We start from the raw sequence: 19,559 nt of genomic DNA, 5'->3' as shown, positions 1-19,559 counted from the left end.
GCCGGGACGGTGTCCGGCGTCGTCGTGACGAAAGCGCGCTGCATGTCTCTCACCGTAGCATCCGGGCGCTCGTGAAAAAAAGTTTCAAGAAGACCTCAAGGAATGGCAAATGATATAAAGGCTCGGTGGCCGAGATCACTCTGGACGTCTGCCAGCTGCAGGCGTTCGCCGAGGTCGGCTACCAGGTCGCGGGCGGCGGGAGCGCGCACGGGGCGATGGCGGCGCTGCGCCGGGTGGTCCCGGTCGACGCCTACGAGTTCGTAGCCTTCGATCCGGCCACGGGGCGCCACCACAGCGTCGTCTCCGACGGCCACCGGCGCATCGACCGCGACGCGGCCGAGGAGTACGCCGGGCTCGACGCGTACCGCAGGGCCCGGGCCACCCGCGCCCCGGTGCGCATGCCCGAACCGGACACCGAGCGCTATTTCCGGCGCCACCTCGCCCCCTACGGATGGCGCGCCGGGCTGACGGCGCCGCTGTTCCTGAGCGAGGGCCGCTACACGGGGCTGCTGCACCTGGCCACGAAGGACGCCTTCTTCCCGCGGATCACGGGGGCGCTGGTCGCCGCGGTGAGCCCGATGCTCGCGCACGTCACCGACCTGAGCAAATGCGTGATCGACCCGGTGGGGCTGCCGCCGGACTTCCAGGCGGTCGCCTTCGACCGGTTGGGGACCCGGCGCCAGGTGCCCGGACACGAGCCGTCGGCCGTGCTGTGCGACGAGCCGGCGGCGGCCGCGTTCGCCCGGGCGTTCATCGACTCGCGGGAGCTGAGCAGGCACGGGCTCTGGCTCGGCCGTGACGGGCGCTGGCACGAGTTACGGCTGCTCAGGGCCGGTGTCGGGTTCCAGGGGGCGCTGCAGGGCGCCATCGTGGCCGAGCGGCCGTGCCTGCTGCCGTACGACCTCACGGGGCGCGAGGTGGACGTCCTCACCCGGGTGGCGGCCGGCGACTCCAACCCGCAGATCGCCGCCGCGCTCGTGCTCAGCGTCCGCACGGTGACGACCCATCTGGAGCACATCTTCGCCAAGCTGGGCTGCGACAGCCGCACCCGCCTCACCACCAAGGCCCTGGCCGAGGGCCTGTGCCGCCTCGACGTCTGACAGCGCCGACCGCCTGGCTAGACGGCCACGCCGGCGGGGACGCGGGCCTGCAGCAGCTCGAACCAGACCGTCGTGGTGCCGCCCTCCCGCGTGAAGCCCCAGCGGTGGCTGAGCGCCTCGATCAGCGGCAGGCCACGCCCGCTGGTGGCCTGCGTGCTCGTACGGCACACGCACGGCGGCCCGTCCGACCCGGCGTCCGACACGAGCACCCGCACCGCCGTCTCCGAGCTGCTCACGGCCACGGTGAACGAGCCGCCCGCCCCGGACCTGCTGTGCAGGATCGCGTTCGTGGCCAGCTCGCTGGTGAGCAGCGCCACGTCGTCGTAGAGAGGATGGTCGCGGCCGAGCGCGGCCGTCACGAGCCCTCTGGCCCTGGACACCTGGGAGGGCACGCCCGGCAGCCGGGCCACCAGGTCGGGGAAGTCGTCTCCGTCGAGGCGATGAAAGTCCGGCGGTGCCACGGCGACCTCCCCCAAATCGGCGACGTTATGAGACGCGCCAGAGGTGCGCCGGAGATTATCGCGAAAAGGTAGGAATGCTCTTGCCGGAGGTCGGCTGCGCGAGCGCGCACGCCGACCGAGTACGCTGCGATCGACGAGTCGTCGGCCCGTGGGGGAGAGCGTGGGAGGTCGCGTGAGCAGCCTGGAGGCCGTCTGGGTGCAACCGTACGACCGGCCGGGCGTGGCGGTCGTGACCGGCGTCTTCGACATCCTGCACGTGGGCCATGTGCGCTACCTGCGGGCCGTGTCCGAGCGGGGGCTACCGCTCGTCGTCGGCGTCGAGGACGATCCCCGGGTGCGCGCGTGGAAGGGGCCGAGCCGCCCGCTCAACCCCGCGGAGGAGCGGGCCGAGGTCCTGTCCGCGCTCCGTTTCGTGACCGGCGTGTTCATCGTGACGGGGCCGCCGGAGGCGCACGGGCCCGAGGACTACATCGACCTGCTGGCCCCCATGCGACCGGCGGCGCTCGCGCACACGGCGGGCGACCCGCACGCGGGCGCCCGCGCCGCAGCGGCCGCGATCCTGGGGGCCGAGTGCTGGGAGATGGCCTCCATCCCCGGCCGGTCCACGACCCGGATCGTGAACGCCGCGGGCAAGGGATAGGGCCACCCGCCCGCACCACGGGCACGCGGTGCGCCCCGTGCGCCGAGGCGGCCAAGATCGCGTACTCTTTCGTGGCATGACGGCCGACCTGGTGGCGAAACGGGTGACGAACCTGCTGGCACCGCAAGTGCTGGTGATCACCATGCCGCCGGTCGTCGGTCTCATCGCCCAGGGGTGGGGCGGGGCGGCGTGGGGGCTGGTGGCCTCGGCGTTCTGCGGCGGCGTGCCGGCGGCGGTGATCGCGCTGGGCGTGCGTTCCGGCCGCCTCGACTCGCACCACATCGTGGACCGCGCCCGCCGCACCGGCCCGCTGCTGGCCGCGGTGGCGGCCGTGCTGGCGGCGCTGGCGCTCCTGGTCGTGATGGGCGCGCCGACGCTGCTCGTCGCCACCGTGACCGCGATGCTGGCCGCGCTGGCCGTGACCGTCCCCGTCACGCTGCGCTGGAAGATCTCCTTCCACGCCGCCGTCTCCGCGGGCACGGTCGTGGTGCTCACCCACGTGCTGCCCGCCTGGCCGACCGCGCTCGCCGGGGCCGCCGTCGTGGCGCTGGTGTGCTGGGCGAGGGTACGCCTCACGCACCACACCTGGCCTCAGGTGATCGCGGGGGCGGTGGCCGGGACGTTGACGACCTGGGGGACGCTGGCCGCGTTCGGCGTGGGCTGATCGGAATAGCGCTGCCGTCCCTCGGGTTGCCGCGAGTATGGATGTCACGAACCGCGGCCGGGTGCGCGTCGAGCCCACGGCCAAGCGTGTGAGGGCCTATCTCGGCGGCCGGGTGGTGGCCGACACCACCTCCGCTCTCCTGGTGTGGGAGGTCCCGTACTATCCCACCTACTACTTCCCGCTGGCAGACGTGGACGAGTCCGCGCTCAAGGCCACCGGCGCCACCAAGCACTCCCCGAGCAGGGGCGACGGCCTCGTCCACACCGTCGCCTCGGGAACGAGCGAGGCGGCCGACGCGGCCCTGGTCTACCGCGACTCGCCGCTGGAGCAGGTCCGCGGCCACGTCCGCTTCGAGTGGGACGCCATGGACGCCTGGTTCGAGGAGGACGAGGAGGTCTACTTCCACCCGCGCGACCCGTACACCAGGGTCGACATCCTGGCGAGCACGCGGCACGTGCGGGTCGAGGTGGACGGCGTCACCGTGGCCGACTCCCGCAGCCCGCGCATCCTCTTCGAGACGGGCCTGCCCGCCCGCTACTACCTGCCGAAGACGGACGTACGGCTCGACCTGCTGGAGCACACCGACACCGCCACCCACTGCCCCTACAAGGGCACGGCCGAATACTGGGCGGTCAACGGCCAGGAGGACCTGGCCTGGTCGTACCGCACGCCGCTGCCGGAGAGCGAGAAGATCGCCGGGCTGATCGCGTTCTACAACGAGAAGCTCGACATCTACCTGGACGGCGAGCTCCTGGAGCGCCCGAAGACCAAGTTCTCCTGAGCCCGCCCACTCACGAGGAGGGATTGCGGCCCAGGTAGCGCAGGAGGGCCGCCACGTCGTCGTCGCCCGGCTCCGGCTCCAGGGCGGCGGCGTAGGCGCCCCAGGCCCGGAGCGGCTCGACGATCTCCTGGGCCACCTTCAGCAGGGGCCGGGCCAGCTCCGGCGTCAGCGGCGACGCCTGGCCCGTGGCGACCGCGATGTCCCAGGCGTGCACGGCGGCGTCGAGCGCGCACGCCGCCGAGCCGGACCAGGGTGACATCTTGTGCGGCGGCACCGGCGTCGGCACCTCGGCGGCGTCCCGGTCGACGCCGGCCCACGCCCTGGCCGAGCGCGCCAGCGCGTCCTCCACGAACGCCACCGGGTCCGCTTCCAGCCGGCCCGACGGCTCGAACGGGTTGAACGCGGGCCCCGGCTCGCCGGTGAGCGCGGCGGCGAAGCCGATCTGGTCGCCCGCCGCGTGCTGGAGCACCTGCGTGACGTCCCAGGACGAGCAGGGCGTCGGGAGGTGCCAGGCGTCGGCGGGAACGGCTCCGGTGACCTTGCGCAGCGCCTCGTGTGCGGCGTCCAGAACGTCCCAGCCGCTGGTGATGTCGCTCATCGGTGAGCCCCTTTCGTGTTGCCCTCAGTCTAGCAGAACGGAATGATTTGTTCCACTAGCTAGCGACGCTCGGCCTCGGCCACCAAACCGCGGATCAGCATGTCCAGGGCCTGCTCGAAGTCCGCCTCCGGGTGCACGCCCTGCCGCGTGCTCCGCAGCAGCCGGCTGAAGTGCGGCAGCCGTACGGGGTCCATCTCGCGGACGTACGCGCTGACGCCCGGCTCGCCCGCGTGCGCGCCGGGCTCGCCGGTGAAGCCGCCCGTGGACAGCAGTAGCGACCCGAACACCAGGCTGTTCACCGCGCCCAGCGCCCGCCACGCGCCCACGTCGTCGAAGCCTGCCTGGAACAGCGCCCCCACCAGCGCGTCGAGCGGCTCCAGAGCGCGTACGGACGTCGGATTGGACTGGTCGGTGACCAGCGCGAGCGGCACCGCCGGATGGCGGCCGAACACCCGGTACATGCTCAGCGCCACCTCGCGCACCTGCTCGTGCCACGGCAGCGCCGGGTCCGGCCGCTCCACCTGGCCGAACACCCGCTCGGCGATGCCGTCGAGGATGTCGGCCTTGTTCGAGACATGGTTGTAGAGCGACATCGCCTCGACGCCGAGCTTCTTCGCTAGCCGTCGCATGGCAAGACCTTGCAGGCCCTCCTCGTCGGCCAGCTCCAGGGCCGCATCCAGGACCCTCTCCCTGTTCAGCGGCTCCCGCCGTGCCATTCTCCGCGCTCCCCTCTCTCGCTTGACAAAGCTTACGGTGTACGTGTTCTACTTACGACGTAAGCTTACGACGTAAGTAGGGAGCGGAAATGGCCGACGTGATCATCGTTGGCGGCGGACCCGTGGGGCTGCTGCTGGCGTGCGAGCTCAAGCTGGGCGGTGCGGACCCGCTGGTCCTCGAGGCGGCCACGGGCGAGGAGCGCAGGACGCGCAGCCTCGGCCTGCGCTCGCTCAACGCGCGCACCGTGCAGTCGCTGGCCCTGCGCGGCCTCGTCGAGCCGGTGGCCGAGGCGCAGTGGGCGATGCTCGGCGAGTTCGCCGGCGACCGGGAGCCCGCCGAGGCGGACGTGGTCGCCCTGATGGTCGAGCTGCTCCAGGAGGGGCTGATCAGGGGGCACTTCAGCGGGCTGCCGCTGCTCGACGAGAGCGGGAAGGCCGAGTACCTCATGCTCAAGCAGCACAAGCTGGAAACCGTCCTGGCCGAGCGGGCGGCCGCTATGGGGGTGCGGATCCGGCAGGGGTGCGCGGTGGTGGACGTCGCGCAGGACGAGAGCGCCGCCGTCGCCACGCTGGCCGGCGGACGGGTGGAGCGGGCGGCGTACCTCGTGGGGTGCGACGGCGGGCGCAGCGTGGTGCGCAAGCGGTCGGGGTTCGCGTTCGACGGGACGCCGCCGACCATGACCGGGCGGACCGCCGTGGCCGAGCTCGCCGCGCCCGGCGCGGTGTCGTCGGCGCTACGCGGACCGGGCGGGCTGGTGAACCGGTCGCTGGTGCCCGGGGAGGTCGCCACCATCGAGTTCGACGGCGGGCCGGATGACCGGGACGCGCCGATGACGGCCGAGGAGCTGGAGGGCAGCCTGCGGCGCGTGACCGGTCAGGACGTGGTGGTCAAGCGGCTGGAGACGGGCATCCGCTACAGCGACAACACCCGGCACGCGGAGACGTACCGCAAGGGGCGGGTGCTGCTGGCGGGCGACGCGGCGCACGTGCACTCGCCGATCGGCGGCCAAGGGCTCAACCTGGGGCTGCAGGACGCCGTCAATCTGGGCTGGAAGCTGGCCCTGGTGGTGCGGGGGCTCGCGCCTGACAGCCTGCTGGACACCTACACCGCCGAGCGGCACCCGGTGGCGGCCCGGGTGCTGCGCAACACCCGGGCCCAAGTGGCGCTGATGCGTCCAGGGCCGCAGGTGGAGGCGTTGCGTGAGGTGCTGGGAGAGGTGCTTGAGCTGCCGGACGCCAAGCGGCATTTCGGGAGGATGGTCGAAGGGACGGACGTGGACTACGCGCCCGGCGCGCCGCACCCGCAGGTCGGCCGCTTCGCCCCTCGGCTGGAGGCGACGGCGGATGACGGCGCGCGGCCGCTCGCCGAGCTGCTGCGGGACGGGCGCGGGCTCGTGCTGGATCTCTCGGGCGGGCCCGATGACGGGCTGGGCGGCGCCGTGGCGGGCCACCGCGATCGAGTACGCGTGGCGCACGCCGCGACGGGGGACGCGGGCGTGCTGCTCGTGCGGCCCGACGGCTACGTCGCCTGGGCGGGTGGGCGCGACGGGATCGGCGACGCGCTCACCACGTGGTTCGGCCCGCCGAGATGAACCCGGCGGGCGGTCAGGCGAGCAGGCGGGTGAGGACGCGCGTGCCGAACTCCAGGCCCTCCACCGGCACGCGCTCGTCCTTGCCGTGGAACATCCCGAAGTAGTCCAGGTCAGGCCGGAGCATGAGGGGCGCGAACCCGTACCCCTTGATGCCGATCCTGGCGAAGGACTTCCCGTCGGTGCCGCCCGCCATCACGTACGGCACCGGCCGGGCCAGCGGGTCCTCGGCCACGAGCGCGCCCGCCAGCGTGTCGAAGAACGCCGAGGGGTACGGCGCGCCGGGCGCGTCCTCCAGATTGACGAACTCGCGGGTGATCTTCGGCCCGAGCAGCGCGTCGATCGTCTCCAGGAACTCCTCCTGCATCCCTGGCATGAAACGCCCGTCCACGTGCGCCTCCGCCGTGGAGGGCACCACGTTCACCTTGTATCCGGCGTTCAGCATCGTCGGGTTCGCCGAGTTGCGGATCTGGCTCTTGAACAGGCCGCCCAGCGGGCCGAGCCGGGCGGCCTCCTCGTCCAGGCGGTCGAGGTCGATCGGCCGGCCGACGATCTCGGACAGGCTCTGGATGAGCGCCGCGACCGGCGGCGTCAGGCGTACCGGCCACTGGTGGGCGGCCACCCGTGACAGCGCGTGCACGAGCGTGGCGACCGGGTTGTCCACGGGAGGCCGCGAGCCGTGGCCGGCCACTCCGTGCGCGGTGAGCTTCATCCAGGCGGTGCCGCGCTCGCCGACCGCGATCGGATAGACCCGGTGCTCGCCGGAGGCCACGCTGAAGCCGCCCGACTCGCTGATCGCCTCCGTGACGCCGTCGAACAGCTCCCGGTGCTCGGTGACCGCGTGCCGCGAGCCGAAGTCGCCCGTCGCCTCCTCGTCCGCCAGGAACGCCAGCACCAGGTCGCGCTTGGGGCGCACGCCGCGGGCGGCCAGGCCGAGCACGGTCGCGAGCGTCATCGCGCACGAGCCCTTCATGTCGACCGCGCCCCGCCCGTACACGCAGCCGTCCACGATCTCCCCCGAGAACGGGTGCAGCTGCCATTCGGCCGGGTCGGCGGGCACCACGTCCAGGTGGCCGTGCACCAGCAGCGCGTCGGGGGAGTCGCCATCGATCCTGGCCACGACGGTGGTCCGCTTCGGAGCCGACTCGAACACCACCGGCTCGATGCCCGCGTCCGCCAGCAGCGTGGCCACGTACTCGGCGGCCGGTCGCTCCCCCGAACCGGGATTGGTGGTGTCGAACCTGATCAGATCCGAGCAGATCTCGGCAACGCTCTTCACGCTCTCCCCTTAAGTGTCAAAGGCGGCACCTCGGGAGTCTCCATGCCGAAGAGCAGCCCGTAGAAGGCCAGCTCGGCCTCCAGCACCGCGACAATAGTCTCCTCCCTGCGCCAGCCGTGCTGCTCGCCGGGGTAGGTGAGCAAGGCCCACTGTTTGCCGTGTTTGTCCAGCTCGGCGGTGAACCGCTCGGCCTGGCCCACGTCCACGATCGCGTCCTCCAGGCCGTGCAGCATGAGGCACGGACCCGACGCGCGGTAGGCGTTCAGGAGGGGGGAGCGCTCGGTGTAGCGGTCCCGCGTCTCGGGGAGAGGGCCGACGAGGCCGTCCAGGTAGCGGGACTCGAAGTCGTGCGTCTCGGCCGCCCAGCTCTCCGGGTCGGTGATCGCGTAGTGCGCGACACCGCCCGCGAACACGTCACTGTGCACGAGCGCCGCCACCGTGGTCCAGCCCCCGGCGCTGCCGCCGCGGATCGCGATCTTCGCGGCGTCGGCGCGGCCCAGCTCGACCAGGCCCCTGGCCACCCTGGCGCAGTCCTGCACGTCCACCACGCCCCACTGGTGGCGCAGCCGCTCGCGGTAGGCCCGGCCGTACCCCGTCGATCCGCCGTAGTTGACCACGGCCACGCCGATGCCTCTGCTGGTGAAGTACGCGATCTCCAGGTCGAGCACGATCGGGAGGTTGCCGGTCGGGCCGCCGTGCACGAAGATCACGTACGGGCCGGGGCCCTGGACGCCGGACGGCGGGTAGAGGTGCGCGTGCACGCCCTCGATCGTCACGGCCTCGGGGGTGGGGAGCAGGTCGCGGTCCGGCAGCGGCTTGGGGGGCGACACGATCTCGCGCGCGCCGCCTTCCTCGAGGTCGACGAGACTCACTTCCAGCGGCGTGTACGGGGTCGCCCCCACGGCCGCCACCTTGCCGCCCGCGACCGACACGGTGGACGACCAGTAGGTGGCCGGTCCGCCGATCTCCCGCAGCTCGCCGGTCTCCGGGTCCAGCACGCCCAGGCGGCGGTGGTCGGGGGTGCCGTACACGACGGCCAGCTCGCCCGTGTCCGCGATGGCCAGGTACGTCATGCCAGGCTTCCACGCCGCCGCGCCGAACTCCAGCTCCATCGGGGTGAGGTTGCGGGAAGGGGAGCCGTCGAGGTGGACGAGGTGGACGTTCCACCAGCCGGTGGGGTCGGTCACCGCGTACAGGGCGGCGTCGTCGCGCCACTCGGCCTGCGCGACCGACTCCTCGGGGCCGCCGGCGACCACCCGGTACTCGCCCGCCGTGCCGTCCTCCCGCAGGGGGGCCACGCAGAGCTCGGTGCCGTCCCACGGCATGTTCGGGTGGTCCCAACCGATCCAGGCGACATGGCGGCCGTCGGGGGAGATGCGGGGATTCATAAGGAAGTGCTGGGCTTTGACGATCACTGTGACAGGGCCGCCGTCGAGGGGCACCGCCACCAGGTCGCGCACGTCGCCGGTCTCGCGCACGGCCCACACCTCGTTCCGGCCCGGCGGGAGGTACAGGTCGGCGTAGCGCGCCGGTCCTTCCGGGGTGATGGGCACGGGAACGCCGGGGCCGGTCAGGGGGGCGGGGTCGAGGCGGTAGAGGCGCTGGTCCGCCCAGTTGGTGAAGACCAGGCCGCCGCCGGGCAGCGGGCGCCAGGACCGGCCGCCGTACTCGATCACCCGGTTGCGCGCGTTCCAGCCCGGCGGCAGCGCGTCCGTGCGGGAGCCGTCCGGGAGGCGGCGCACCACGCAGCGCCGCCCGCCCTCGTGCGGGCGCGGCTCGTCCCACCAGACCTCGACGCCGGAGGGCGTGGCCACCGCTTCCACCCACTGCGGGCCGCCGTCGGTATGGGCCACGTCTATCGGTCGAATGCTCATCAACTCACCAATTGCCGTTGGTACAAGGAGGAAGAGGGTGCTCGGGCGGGTGAAGGATGTACGCGATGCCCCCGCTGCCCGAGCTCCTCAACCACACGTTCTCGAACGCTGCCCGCGGATAGACCCGCCGAACCGTGGCGTCGTCGGGCGCGGCAGGGTCGTTCACGATGACGTCGCCCCCGGCCGTGAAGCCGGTGACCACCAGGATGTGGCCGTCGGTGGAGTAGCTGGAGCCGGGCAGCTCGTGCGCCTTGAACGACTGCGAGGTGATCACCGGGATCCCGGAGCGCACGAACGCCTCCAGCTCCACCGCCGACCGCAGCCGCGTGATGAACCCGGCCAGGCCGTACCGCCCCGCGTACGCCACGTTGAACGGCCAGTTGCCGGTGCCCTGGTAGCTCTCGTCGTAGGTGCCCATGGCCGCGTGGTCCACCACCGGCGCCGGGTCGCCGTCACCCACCCAGGCCACCTCGGCCGGTCCGGGGCCGCGCCCCCAGAAGCCGAGCACCATGGCCACCGAGGTCGGGCTGCACCAGTTGGCGCCCCCGCCGTCCCACCGCGGGTGGTGCCCGGCGTGCGCGTACTGCGAATGCCGGGGCACCGCCAGCTCCACCGCGACCGCCGCGCCGGGGACGCTGGGCACGACGGGCCGCTGCGGCACGGCCGAGGCCATCACGCCCAGCCCCGTCACGCGGGCGCCCGCGCCGTGCGAGGCCACCCGCACCTGGTACGACACCACCGGCCGCCGGGCCACGAACGTGTCCACCGCGACGTCCCCGTCCTCGTCCCCCTGACCGGGGACGGACGTGCGCGGATCGCCGTGCTCGGACCAGCGGCCCATGACGTACCACTTGGTGAGAGCGCCCCGCGCGGTCCTGGCCCGCAGCGCGACCTCGATCCAGGAGCCCGGCGGGGTGCGCGCGGTCCACGAGGCCACCAGCTGCGTGGCGGGGAACCCGATCGGGCGCTCCTCGCTGGTCCACGAATCGCCCGCGGGCCGGGTGAAGCGGGCGAAGGCGACGTGGGCCAGATCGACGGTCAGCACCAGCCACATTGTGGTTCCGCAGCCTCGTGCCGCACATCGGATGGTTTACGTACCGGCCGGATTGTGTCGGTGGTGATCTCTATGGTTCGGGCCATGACTCAGGCGGTACAGGCATACTCCTACGCGGGCCCCTCCACGCTCACCGACGGCAGGCTCGGCCTCTCGACCTCCGGTGGCACGGCGTTATCCGGGTCGCGGACGCATCCCAGGTTCTTCAGCGGGCTGCTCTCCAACCCCGCTCCGGCGGCTGCCGGGCTGCTGGCCGTGGCCGACGTGGCGCTCGCCCGCTACCACCAGCCCAGGCCGGGCTGGACCCGCGACCCGGTGGTGACGTGCGACGGCGGGCGGCTGCGGTTCGAGTCGTTCTCGGCGTGCGGCGGTGTCTACGCCCGGCTCGACGTGCTGGAGCTCGACGGTGACGTGCTCGACCGGGGCACCACCAACGTCGACGTCAACGGCCCGCTGCGCGAGGCCCTGGCCAGGGTGGGCGGCAGGGACCCGCTCCACCTGGGCGTCGGGCCCGACGAGCTGACGGTCACCACGCTCGACGGCGCGGTCGTGGAGAAGAAGGTGCCGCTGCCGCCGCGGTGGCTGCGCGGGTTCGCGGAGGTGCAGGTGATCGCGTCCGGGTTCGACCTGCGGGCCGAGCTGGCCGGTCCGCAGGCCGTACGTTTCCTGCGCTCACTGCCCCGGGGCGCCCGCGCCGACGTCTGGGCCGTGCCCGCCGGCCGCGACCTGCGCCTGTCCGGCGGGCCCGCGCGCGGCGGCGTCTGCCTGTCGGGCGCCGGGCGGGTGGCCACGCTGATGCCGCTGCTCAGGTTCGCCAAGGCGCTGCGCGTGTACGGCCCCCCGGCGAACATCGGGGGCGGCTCGTCCACCGCGAGCGCGTGGGAGCTGGAGCTGCCCGGCATGCGCTACACGCTGGCCGTCTCGCCGGAGCCGTGGCGCGGCTTCTCCGGCGAGGGGGCGGTGCTGTCCGACCTGGCGACGGACGAGGCCGCGGGCGACGCCGACGTGGTGGGCATGCTGCTCAACTTCGAGCCCACAGTCGAGCTGGGGCTGCTCGCCGACCGCTCGGGCCTGTCCGCCGAACGCGTGCGCGCCGCGCTCACCCAGCTCGGCACGGCCGGCCGGGTCGGCTACGACCTGCACGAGGCGGCGCACTTCCACCGGGAGCTGCCCTACGACAAGGAGCAGGTGGCCCAGCTCAACCCCCGGCTGACCGCCGCCCGGGCGCTGGCCGGCTCGGGCGCCGTACGCCTGCTCGGGGAGACGGCTGAGGTGACCACGGACGGCGGGGTGCGGCGGGTGCGGATCGCCGAGGGCGAGTGCACGTGCCCGTGGTGGTACGACCACCGGGGGTCGCGCGGGCCGTGCAAGCACGTGCTGGCCGCCAGGATCGCCGCCCGCGTCGCCGTGGAGGCGGCTCTGTGAGCGTGTGGCCGGAGGTGGTGGCGGCCGTCGACAGCGGTGACCCGGAGCGGGTCGCGGCGTGCGTGTCCGGGCTCGGCGAGCGCGACCGCCGCGAGGTGGCCGCCCGGGGCGACGACATCACCGAGCTCCTGGAACGCGAGCTTGCCACCCGCCCGGCCGCGTGGCAGGCCGACTTCGCCGTCCGCGCCGCGCTCAGGCTCCGCCCCTCCCCGCGCCGCCGCCGTCCCGACCCGCCGGCCGCGCTCGCCCTGGCCATGCTGCGCCGCAGCGGTGTCGTCCCGCCCGAGCACGACCCCCTCGTCGTCGCCTGGGTACGCCACCCGCCCACGCCCGGCGACCCGCTGCTCGACCACCTCCTTCCCCGGCTCTTCGAGGCCGAGGGCGTGGGCGGGGCCCTGCGTGACGAGCACGCGGACCTGCCGGCCCCCGGCACCTGGCTGGCCGCGCTCGCGAAGCTGGCCCGCGAAGGCCGGCGCGACCTGCTGCTCGACGGGTGCGTACGGCGCTTCCTGCGCGGTGGCGACGCCGCCGACCTGCGCTTCTTCGTCCGCCTGCACGAGCTGCTCGAGCCGGCGCCCGACGAGGTGAGCAAGCGCGCCCGCGACTACCTGCGGCTGCTGCGCGTCGCGCCCGGGCCCGTGGCGGAGCCGGCGCTGCGGCATCTGCGGCGGCTCGGACCCGGCGAGCTGGACCCCGCGGACGTGTCGCAGGCGCTGCGGGCGCTGCTGTTCAGGCCGGAACGGAAGCTGGTGACGGGCGGGCTCACGTGGCTCGACTCCGTCGCGCGCTCGTGGGCGGGCGACCTCGACGAGCTGGCCCCCGCCCTGGGGCGAGCGTTCGCCTGCGAGTCCGCCGACGTGCAGGGCCGGGCGGTGCGGATCGCGGTCAAGCACGCCAAGCGGTTCACGCCTGCGGGGGCCGAGGCGATCAGGGCCGCCGCCGGGCTGCTGCCTCAGGAGCTCGGGGAGACGCTGGTGGCGGTGTTCGGCGGGGAGGCCGCGGGGGAGGCGGCGGAGCACGACGACGGGTTCACGCCCGTGCCGCTGCCCGCGCCCCGCCGGGCCGGGAAGTTCCCCGGACCGGTGATGACGGCCAGGGAGCTGGGGCCCTGCGGGGGAGGGTGGGAGTCCGCCGAGTCGTGGCTGGCAGGGCTCGTGCGGCTGCACGCCCGCGATCGGGACGGGCTCGTGGAGAGGCTGTCGTCGTGGCGGCTGGGTGCCGCTTCGCATGAACGGCCGTGGCTGGACGTCTGGCAGTGGGCCGAGGAGATCGCCCGGCAGATCACGACAGGCGGCTCCCCGGCGCAAGGACTGCCCCTGCCCGGCTCGGTGCCGGCGCCGCACCTGTTCCTGCTGCGGCGCTGGGCCGAGGTCTACTCGGCGCTCCAGGACGGCACGCTCCCGCCGTACCTGCTGGCCGAGCCCACCGAGGGCACCGGGCACGTGGACGCGGCGGAGCTGGTGGCGCGGCTGGCGGGCTACGAGCGCCGCGGGGCCGAGGCCATGCCGGTCGACCTGCAGCAGGCGCTGTTGCGGCTGCCGCGCGAGATCGCGCCCGAGGTGGTGGCACGGGCGCGCGCCCTCACCTCGGAGGCCGGGCGGGCGCTCGCGCGCTGGATGGACGGCGGACGGCCCGAGCCCCTCACCGAGATCGGGTGGCTCCGCTCAGGCCGCCTGGACCCCGGCGGCGAATATCGCGACGACCGGGAGCCGGCCGACAGCCGGACGCCCGGTCTGGCGCCCAGGATCCGGGTGGCGCCGACGGCGTCGCCGCTGATCGACGAGCTGTTCGGCGACCCCGGCTGGGAGCGGCGGCACGGGCACGGCGGGCAGCTGCCGTGGTGGCCATATGTGATGCCGTCCCACCGGGAGGTCGTCGCGGTTCACCTCGCGCCGCACCTGCTCCACGGATGGCCGGCGGAGGGTGTGCGGCCGCCGCAGGCGCATGCTCTCGCGCTGGCCGAAGGGCCGTGGGGTGAAGGGATGGCGCTCGTGCAGGCGTATTTCCTGGCCGACCCGTCCTGGTCGCGGCGGCCCGAGGAGCGGGCGCGGCCGGTGGTGGACATGGCCGCCCGCGGCGATCTGGCCGCCGAAGGGATCGGGCGGCAGCTGGGGCTGTTGCTGCGCAGGACGTGGCTCAAGCCGGGGCCGGTCTTCGAGACCTTGGAGAGCGCCGCGGCGCAGGGGGCCCATCGAGAGGTGTGGCGGATCATGACCGGGTTCCTGCCCGTGTTCGTGCCGGGGCCGGGGGAGCGGCCGCAGACGCGGCACACGCAGGGGCTCGCGTTCGCTCTGCGCGCCGCCCGGTGGGCCGGGGCGCGCGGGCCGGTGCCGTGCGTGGCCGAGATCGCCGAGCGGCGGGCGTCCAACAACTTCGTGCGCGAGGCCCGCCGCCTGCACACCTACCTCACGTGACCGCTCGGCCGCCGCGCGCGGGCGGCCGGCGGCCGAGCGTCAGAGGTAGAGGCCGGTGGACTCGTCGCCCGGCTGAGAGGTGATCTCGCGGCCCGCGCGCAGGGCGTACAGCTGCGCCAGGGTCGCCCCCGACGAGCTCACCCCCTTCGACGAGCCGAGCCACGCGACGGCCTCCTCCTTGGTCAGCGGCCCCACCTCCAGCTGCGCCAGGCACCGCCCGGGGCGGACGACGGCGGGGTGGAGTCGGGCGAGGTCCTCGTTCGTGGTGATCGCCACCAGGACGTCGCGGCCCTGGCCGAGCAGGCCGTCCGTCAGGTTGAGCAGGCGCGACAGCCCCTGGCCCGCCTGGGCCTTGGCGCCCGAGCTGATCAGCTCGTCGCAGTCCTCCAGGACGAGCAGCCGCCAGCGCTGCGTGTCCTCGTCGGAGTCGTAGCCGACGGCCACCTCCATCAGGTAGCCGGGCTCGTTGAACAGGCGCTCCGGATCGAGCACGCAGTCCACCTGGCACCAGTCGCGCCACTGCTTGGCCAGCGTGCGCAGCAGCGTGGTCTTGCCGGTGCCCGGCTCGCCGTGCAGGAGGATGAGGCGGCCGTTCACGTCGCCAGGGGTGATCGACATGAGCCGGTCGAGGGCCGGGCGGACCTTCGCCGAGTAGTTGGTGCTGATCTCGTCCCAGGGCTGGGCCGTGATCGGCTTCTCCGAGCGGGTGCCGCCGTGCATGCCGCGCCACCAGAAGCCCATCTCGACGTGGTCGACCTCCGGCATGGCCTCTTCCGCGCCCTCGATGCTCTCCGCGAGCACGCTCTTGGCCAGCTCCTCGTTCACGGCCGTCACGCTGACCGTGGCCGTGCGGTTGCGGTGGCGTACGACGCGCAGGGTCCAGCCCTCACCGGCGATGAGCCGCGACTCCGACCCGTCGTCGACCCGCGCGGTACGCAGCACGCGCCCGCCGGCGGGGCTCAGCGGGGCGTCAGGGCGCACGCGCTCCAGATTGGCCAGGCGGGACCACGGCTGCGCGCCCGTCGCGAACGGCGACAGCGCCAGGGCGTCGATGACGTCGATGGCGGAGTCGGCGTCGTCGATCCAGATGTTCATGGGGAGCTCAGAGGACTCCGGGCTGGGGAACGGCACCTCCCTGATCACGGACATAACGGTAATGATCCAGCCTTGGGCCGTCACATGTCGATGGGTTTTACGTGGCCGATACGTGACCGGTCTCGATGCGGGGCACCAAGATCCACCGGTACCTTGGACCGTTAGATCAAATCACTCCTTGTGCGGAGGTATGGGGGAAAGTGTCGAAGGTTACGTTCCGTGAGCGGGCGCGTTACTGGTTCGACAACACCATGTCGAAGGGCACCGCCTCCTTGATTGGCTGGCTGGCCGTGGTCTCGCTGGGGCTGATCGTGGTCGTGGCGGCGCTCACGCTCTGGCTCGCGCCCAACGAGCCGGACGGCGTGACCGGTCCCGGGCACGTGCTCTGGATCGCGCTCATGCACGCCCTGACCCCGAGCAAGGTCGCCAGCGACAAGGGCTCGACCGCATACATGGCAGTGATGTTCGCCGGCTCGCTCGGTGGCCTGTTCATCGTCAGCATGCTCGTGGGCCTGCTGTCCAACGGGCTGAAGCAGAAGGTGGACCGCCTGCGCAGGGGGCGCTCGCGCATCGTCGAGTCCGGCCACACGGTGGTGCTCGGCTGGTCGGACCAGGTGTTCACGATCGTGGCCGAGCTGGTCAAGGCGCACGCCAGCCAGAAGGGCTCGGTCATCGCCGTCCTGGCGGAACGTGACAAACTCGCCATGGAGGAGGAGATCCGCGAGGCCGTCGGCAGCCTCGGCAGGACCCGGCTGGTCTGCCGCACGGGCCGGCCCACCGAGCCGCGCGACCTCGCGCTGATGAACCTGGCCACCGCCCGCTCCGTCGTCGTGCTCTCGCCCGAGGGCGAGGACCCGGACGCGCACGTCATCAAGATCCTGCTCGCGCTGGCCAAGCGCGACGGCACGCACCCGCCGGTCGTCGCCGGGCTCACCTCCAGCCGCAACATCGCCGCCGCCCGCCTGGCCGGCGGCCAGGACGTGCACCTGGTCGACTCCGACGACACCGCCTCCAGGCTCATCGTGCAGTCCTCGCGCCAGTCCGGCATGTCCGTCGTCTGCATGGACCTGCTGAACTTCGACGGCGGTGAGATCTACCTGCGCACCCCCAAGAAGCTCGTCGGCATCACGTACGGCGAGGCGCTGCACGCGTACCAGACCGCCTCCGTCATCGGCCTGCGCCGGCCGAGCGGCATCGTGCTGAACCCGCCCATGGAGACCGTCGTCAACGCCGACGACCAGGTCATCGTCATCGCGCACGACGACTCCCACGTCCGCCTGGCCGCCGGCAAGCCGTCCCTGGACGAGGCCGCCATCGTCGAGGCCGAGGCGCCGCCCACCGAGCCCGAGCGCACGCTGCTGCTCAACTGGAACGGCCGCGCCGAGCAGATCGTCCGCTACCTCGACGGCTACGTCGCCCCCGGCTCCGTCCTGGAGGTCGCCGCCGACCACCCCAAGGCGGGCACGGGGCTCGCCGGCCTGCGCAACCTCACCGTCAACGTCAAGGACTGCGACACCACCGACAGGTACGCGCTCGAGTCGCTCGGCGTCGGCCTCTTCCAGCACGTCATCGTGCTCTCCGACGACCGCTTCGACCCCCACCACTCCGACACGCGCACGCTCATGACGCTGCTCCAGCTCCGCGACATGCAGAGCACGCTCGGCGAGCACTACTCGATCGTCAGCGAGATGCACGACGAGAACAACCGCGCCCTGGCCGAGGTCACCGAGGCCGACGACATCGTGATCAGCGACACCGTCATCGGCCTGCTCCTCGCCCAGCTCGCCGAGAACCGGCACCTGGCCGACGTGTTCGGCTACCTGTTCGACTCGCGCGGCTCGGAAATCTATCCGCGTCCTGCCCGGTCGTACGTGAAGACGGGAACGCGGGTGACGTTCTCCACGGTCGTCGAGTCCGCCAGGCGCAGGGGCGAGACCGCCATCGGCTACCGCAGCGCCTTTGCACGCAACGACCCGCCGCACTACGGCATCGTTCTCAACCCGGACAAGTCCGAGTCACTCGTCCTCCACGAGCGGGACTCGGTGATCGTCCTGGCGGAACGCTGAGTCGTACATTTGGCGTGTGAGAACCATCGACTGGGTGGACGGCGCCATCGAGCTCGTCGACCAGACCCTGCTGCCGGACAAGTGCGTGATGCTGCGCATCCACACCGTGGACGATCTGGTGGACGCCATCCAGCGGCTGGCCGTGCGCGGCGCGCCCGCGCTCGGCGTGGCCGGGGCGCTCGGCGTCGTGCTGGCCGGCGGCGACGCCGCGCAGATCGCCAGGCTCCGCGCCGCCAGGCCCACCGCCGTCAACCTCGCGTGGGGCGTCGACCAGGCCGTCGCCCACCTGCACGAAGGCCGCGAGGCGGTGCTCGCGGCCGCGCTGCGCGTGCGCGACGACGACATCGCCGCCTGCGTGGCCATGGGGGAGCGCGGGGCCGACCTGCTCGAAGGCGACCGGCTGCGGATCATGACGGTGTGCAACACCGGCGGGCTGGCCGCCGTCGAACGCGGCACCGCGCTCGGCGTCGTCCAGACGCTGCACGAGCGCGGGCGGCTGGCCGAGGTGCTCGCGCTGGAGACCCGCCCGCTGCTGCAGGGCGCCAGGCTCACCACCTGGGAGCTGGCCAGGATGGGCGCGCCGCACCGGCTCATCGCCGACTCCGCGGGGCCGTACCTGCTGGCCAGGGGCGAAGTGGACGCGGTGCTCATCGGCGCCGACCGCATCGCCGCCAACGGCGACACCGCCAACAAGATCGGCTCGTACGCGCTCGCGCTCGGCGCGGAGCGTGCCGGGGTGCCGTTCGTGGTCGTCGCGCCCGAGTCCACGATCGACCAGAACACCCCCACCGGCGAGTACATCGAGATCGAGGACCGGGGAGCGGACGAGGTCGTGTCCGTCCGAGGTGTACGCGTGGCGCCTGAGGGAACGCGGGCGTTGAACCCGGCCTTCGACGTGACGCCGCACGATCTCATCACCGCTATCGTGACGGACAAGCGGGTGATCCGGCCGTAGTCCGAATCCCCAATCTTCAGGACCCGTCCGCGTCCCCCGCGTTACGCTCGGTGGTCCCGACTTGCGACCCTCGGAGCTCACCGTGGCCATCGACCTGGTGTTACGGCGCGACTGGAACGCTCGCGCGCCGCGTGGCGACTACACACAGCTTGACTCCACCAAGGGAGTGAAAGTCCACTACACGGGTGGCCGAGTCGATCCCGGCATCGTCTCCGACCACAGCGGGTGCGTCGCGCTGATGCGCTCCATCCAGGCGTACCACATGGACGGAAACGGCTGGATCGACATCGGCTATTCGTATGTGGCGTGTCCGCACAAAAAGGTGTTCGAAGGGCGGGGTCTGCACCACCTGCCCGCCGCGAACGGCCCTGGCCTCAACGCCGGCCACTACGCCGTGCTCGGGCTCGTGGGCAACTCGGGGCTCGTCCGGCCGCCCGACGGAGTGCTGCACGCGATCCTGGACGCGGTCCAGTACGTGCGCGACGAGGGCAACGCGGGCAAGGAGATCAAGGGGCACCGGGACGGATACTCGACCGACTGCCCCGGCGAACCGCTCTACGCGTGGGTCCGGCGCGGCGCCCCCCGGCCAGGGACCACCCCGCCTTCCGCGCCGCCGTTCCCCGGGCGGCTGCTCACCTATCCGCCGGTGATGCACGGCGACGACGTGCGCACGTGGCAGGCGCAGATGAACAAGCGCGGATGGACCCTGACCGTGGACGGGGCGTACGGCGCGCAGTCGCGCGACGTGTGCCGCAGGTTCCAGCGCCAGCAGGGCGTCGCGGACGACGGGATCGTGGGCCCGGTGACGTGGCGGCTGGCGTGGGAGGCCCCTGCCGCCTGAGCCCGGC

Annotated in this window: 17 protein-coding genes; 10 read left to right on the top strand and 7 right to left on the bottom strand. The window is 72.9% G+C overall.

Features of this window, described 5'->3' with window-relative positions; all coding sequences use genetic code 11:
• Positions 1 to 125: 125 nt before the first annotated feature.
• Positions 126 to 1,100: a response regulator transcription factor gene (locus tag ACIBVN_RS37340; protein WP_397144719.1), complete on the top strand. Its 975-nt coding sequence runs from the start codon at positions 126 to 128 to the stop codon at positions 1,098 to 1,100.
• Between the two features lie 17 nt (positions 1,101 to 1,117).
• Here ACIBVN_RS37340 and ACIBVN_RS37335 read toward each other — a convergent pair whose 3' ends face one another.
• Complete coding sequence (locus tag ACIBVN_RS37335; protein WP_397144717.1) at positions 1,118 to 1,561, bottom strand: ATP-binding protein; 444 nt, start codon at positions 1,559 to 1,561, stop codon at positions 1,118 to 1,120.
• Positions 1,562 to 1,733: 172 nt separating this feature from the next.
• Here ACIBVN_RS37335 and ACIBVN_RS37330 point away from each other — a divergent pair, with 172 nt between their 5' ends.
• The 3 genes from ACIBVN_RS37330 (at position 1,734) to ACIBVN_RS37320 (ending at position 3,646) form a co-directional block, all read left to right on the top strand.
• Entirely contained in the window at positions 1,734 to 2,201 is a 468-nt protein-coding gene (locus ACIBVN_RS37330) for an adenylyltransferase/cytidyltransferase family protein (RefSeq protein WP_397144715.1), read from the top strand.
• Between the two features lie 76 nt (positions 2,202 to 2,277).
• Complete coding sequence (locus ACIBVN_RS37325; RefSeq protein WP_397144713.1) at positions 2,278 to 2,865, top strand: hypothetical protein; 588 nt, start codon at positions 2,278 to 2,280, stop codon at positions 2,863 to 2,865.
• Between the two features lie 37 nt (positions 2,866 to 2,902).
• The gene (locus tag ACIBVN_RS37320; protein WP_397144711.1) at positions 2,903 to 3,646 is read left to right on the top strand and encodes a DUF427 domain-containing protein; all 744 of its coding nucleotides are present in this window, start codon (positions 2,903 to 2,905) and stop codon (positions 3,644 to 3,646) included.
• Positions 3,647 to 3,656: 10 nt separating this feature from the next.
• Here ACIBVN_RS37320 and ACIBVN_RS37315 read toward each other — a convergent pair whose 3' ends face one another.
• Both ACIBVN_RS37315 and ACIBVN_RS37310 read right to left on the bottom strand, forming a co-directional pair.
• Positions 3,657 to 4,244: a TIGR03086 family metal-binding protein gene (locus ACIBVN_RS37315; RefSeq protein WP_397144709.1), complete on the bottom strand. Its 588-nt coding sequence runs from the start codon at positions 4,242 to 4,244 to the stop codon at positions 3,657 to 3,659.
• Positions 4,245 to 4,303: 59 nt separating this feature from the next.
• Positions 4,304 to 4,960, bottom strand: a complete 657-nt coding sequence (locus ACIBVN_RS37310; RefSeq protein WP_349450342.1) for a TetR/AcrR family transcriptional regulator C-terminal domain-containing protein — start codon at positions 4,958 to 4,960, stop codon at positions 4,304 to 4,306.
• An 89-nt stretch (positions 4,961 to 5,049) separates the two neighbouring features.
• On the opposite strand from ACIBVN_RS37310, the gene ACIBVN_RS37305 reads away from it, so the two are divergent.
• Positions 5,050 to 6,552: an FAD-dependent monooxygenase gene (locus tag ACIBVN_RS37305; RefSeq protein ID WP_397144707.1), complete on the top strand. Its 1,503-nt coding sequence runs from the start codon at positions 5,050 to 5,052 to the stop codon at positions 6,550 to 6,552.
• 13 nt (positions 6,553 to 6,565) lie between these two features.
• Here the strand turns inward: ACIBVN_RS37305 and ACIBVN_RS37300 are convergent, their stop codons facing one another.
• The 3 genes from ACIBVN_RS37300 to ACIBVN_RS37290 are packed head-to-tail and all read right to left on the bottom strand — an operon-like array spanning position 6,566 to position 10,756.
• Entirely contained in the window at positions 6,566 to 7,828 is a 1,263-nt protein-coding gene (locus tag ACIBVN_RS37300; RefSeq protein WP_397144705.1) for a M20/M25/M40 family metallo-hydrolase, read from the bottom strand.
• Positions 7,825 to 9,702, bottom strand: coding sequence for a prolyl oligopeptidase family serine peptidase (locus ACIBVN_RS37295; RefSeq protein ID WP_397144703.1), 1,878 nt, complete (start codon positions 9,700 to 9,702; stop codon positions 7,825 to 7,827). Before ACIBVN_RS37295 ends, ACIBVN_RS37300 begins: the two co-directional genes overlap by 4 nt.
• A 4-nt stretch (positions 9,703 to 9,706) precedes the next feature.
• Entirely contained in the window at positions 9,707 to 10,756 is a 1,050-nt protein-coding gene (locus tag ACIBVN_RS37290; RefSeq protein ID WP_397144701.1) for a C39 family peptidase, read from the bottom strand.
• Positions 10,757 to 10,840: 84 nt separating this feature from the next.
• Here ACIBVN_RS37290 and ACIBVN_RS37285 point away from each other — a divergent pair, with 84 nt between their 5' ends.
• Both ACIBVN_RS37285 and ACIBVN_RS37280 read left to right on the top strand, forming a co-directional pair.
• Positions 10,841 to 12,181, top strand: a complete 1,341-nt coding sequence (locus ACIBVN_RS37285) for an SWIM zinc finger family protein (RefSeq protein WP_397144699.1) — start codon at positions 10,841 to 10,843, stop codon at positions 12,179 to 12,181.
• Positions 12,178 to 14,595: a DUF6493 family protein gene (locus ACIBVN_RS37280; RefSeq protein WP_397144697.1), complete on the top strand. Its 2,418-nt coding sequence runs from the start codon at positions 12,178 to 12,180 to the stop codon at positions 14,593 to 14,595. The genes ACIBVN_RS37285 and ACIBVN_RS37280 overlap by 4 nt, the downstream gene beginning before the upstream one ends.
• 39 nt (positions 14,596 to 14,634) lie before the next feature.
• On the opposite strand, the gene ACIBVN_RS37275 is transcribed toward ACIBVN_RS37280, so the two are convergent.
• A complete protein-coding gene (locus ACIBVN_RS37275; protein ID WP_397144695.1) occupies positions 14,635 to 15,744 on the bottom strand; it encodes a DUF5925 domain-containing protein in 1,110 nt (369 codons plus the stop codon).
• Positions 15,745 to 15,890: 146 nt separating this feature from the next.
• Between ACIBVN_RS37275 and ACIBVN_RS37270 the strand changes: the two genes are divergently transcribed.
• The 3 genes from ACIBVN_RS37270 (at position 15,891) to ACIBVN_RS37260 (ending at position 19,552) form a co-directional block, all read left to right on the top strand.
• A complete protein-coding gene (locus tag ACIBVN_RS37270) occupies positions 15,891 to 17,756 on the top strand; it encodes a potassium transporter TrkA (RefSeq protein ID WP_397144693.1) in 1,866 nt (621 codons plus the stop codon).
• 16 nt (positions 17,757 to 17,772) lie between these two features.
• Positions 17,773 to 18,711 (top strand): S-methyl-5-thioribose-1-phosphate isomerase, encoded by a 939-nt coding sequence (gene mtnA / locus ACIBVN_RS37265; RefSeq protein ID WP_397144691.1) that lies wholly within the window; start codon positions 17,773 to 17,775, stop codon positions 18,709 to 18,711.
• Between the two features lie 61 nt (positions 18,712 to 18,772).
• On the top strand, positions 18,773 to 19,552 hold the full coding sequence (locus tag ACIBVN_RS37260; RefSeq protein ID WP_397144689.1) for an N-acetylmuramoyl-L-alanine amidase: 780 nt from the start codon (positions 18,773 to 18,775) through the stop codon (positions 19,550 to 19,552).
• Positions 19,553 to 19,559: the final 7 nt, after the last annotated feature.

This window comes from Nonomuraea sp. NPDC049400 (genome assembly GCF_044466425.1).
GTDB lineage: Bacteria > Actinomycetota > Actinomycetes > Streptosporangiales > Streptosporangiaceae > Nonomuraea.
The sequence above is the reverse complement of the archived record's forward strand: the minus strand, read 5'-3'. Positions and strand labels throughout refer to the sequence as shown.

What these genes read in the sequence shown, in the direction of transcription:
- ACIBVN_RS37305 (WP_397144707.1), top strand. Translation starts at nt 5,050, where the DNA reads ATGGCCGACGTGATCATCGTTGGCGGCGGACCCGTGGGGCTGCTGCTG.
- ACIBVN_RS37290 (WP_397144701.1), bottom strand. Translation starts at nt 10,756, where the DNA reads ATGTGGCTGGTGCTGACCGTCGATCTGGCCCACGTCGCCTTCGCCCGC.
- ACIBVN_RS37320 (WP_397144711.1), top strand. Translation starts at nt 2,903, where the DNA reads ATGGATGTCACGAACCGCGGCCGGGTGCGCGTCGAGCCCACGGCCAAG.
- ACIBVN_RS37275 (WP_397144695.1), bottom strand. Translation starts at nt 15,744, where the DNA reads ATGTCCGTGATCAGGGAGGTGCCGTTCCCCAGCCCGGAGTCCTCTGAG.
- ACIBVN_RS37285 (WP_397144699.1), top strand. Translation starts at nt 10,841, where the DNA reads ATGACTCAGGCGGTACAGGCATACTCCTACGCGGGCCCCTCCACGCTC.
- ACIBVN_RS37325 (WP_397144713.1), top strand. Translation starts at nt 2,278, where the DNA reads ATGACGGCCGACCTGGTGGCGAAACGGGTGACGAACCTGCTGGCACCG.
- ACIBVN_RS37295 (WP_397144703.1), bottom strand. Translation starts at nt 9,702, where the DNA reads ATGAGCATTCGACCGATAGACGTGGCCCATACCGACGGCGGCCCGCAG.
- ACIBVN_RS37315 (WP_397144709.1), bottom strand. Translation starts at nt 4,244, where the DNA reads ATGAGCGACATCACCAGCGGCTGGGACGTTCTGGACGCCGCACACGAG.
- ACIBVN_RS37310 (WP_349450342.1), bottom strand. Translation starts at nt 4,960, where the DNA reads ATGGCACGGCGGGAGCCGCTGAACAGGGAGAGGGTCCTGGATGCGGCC.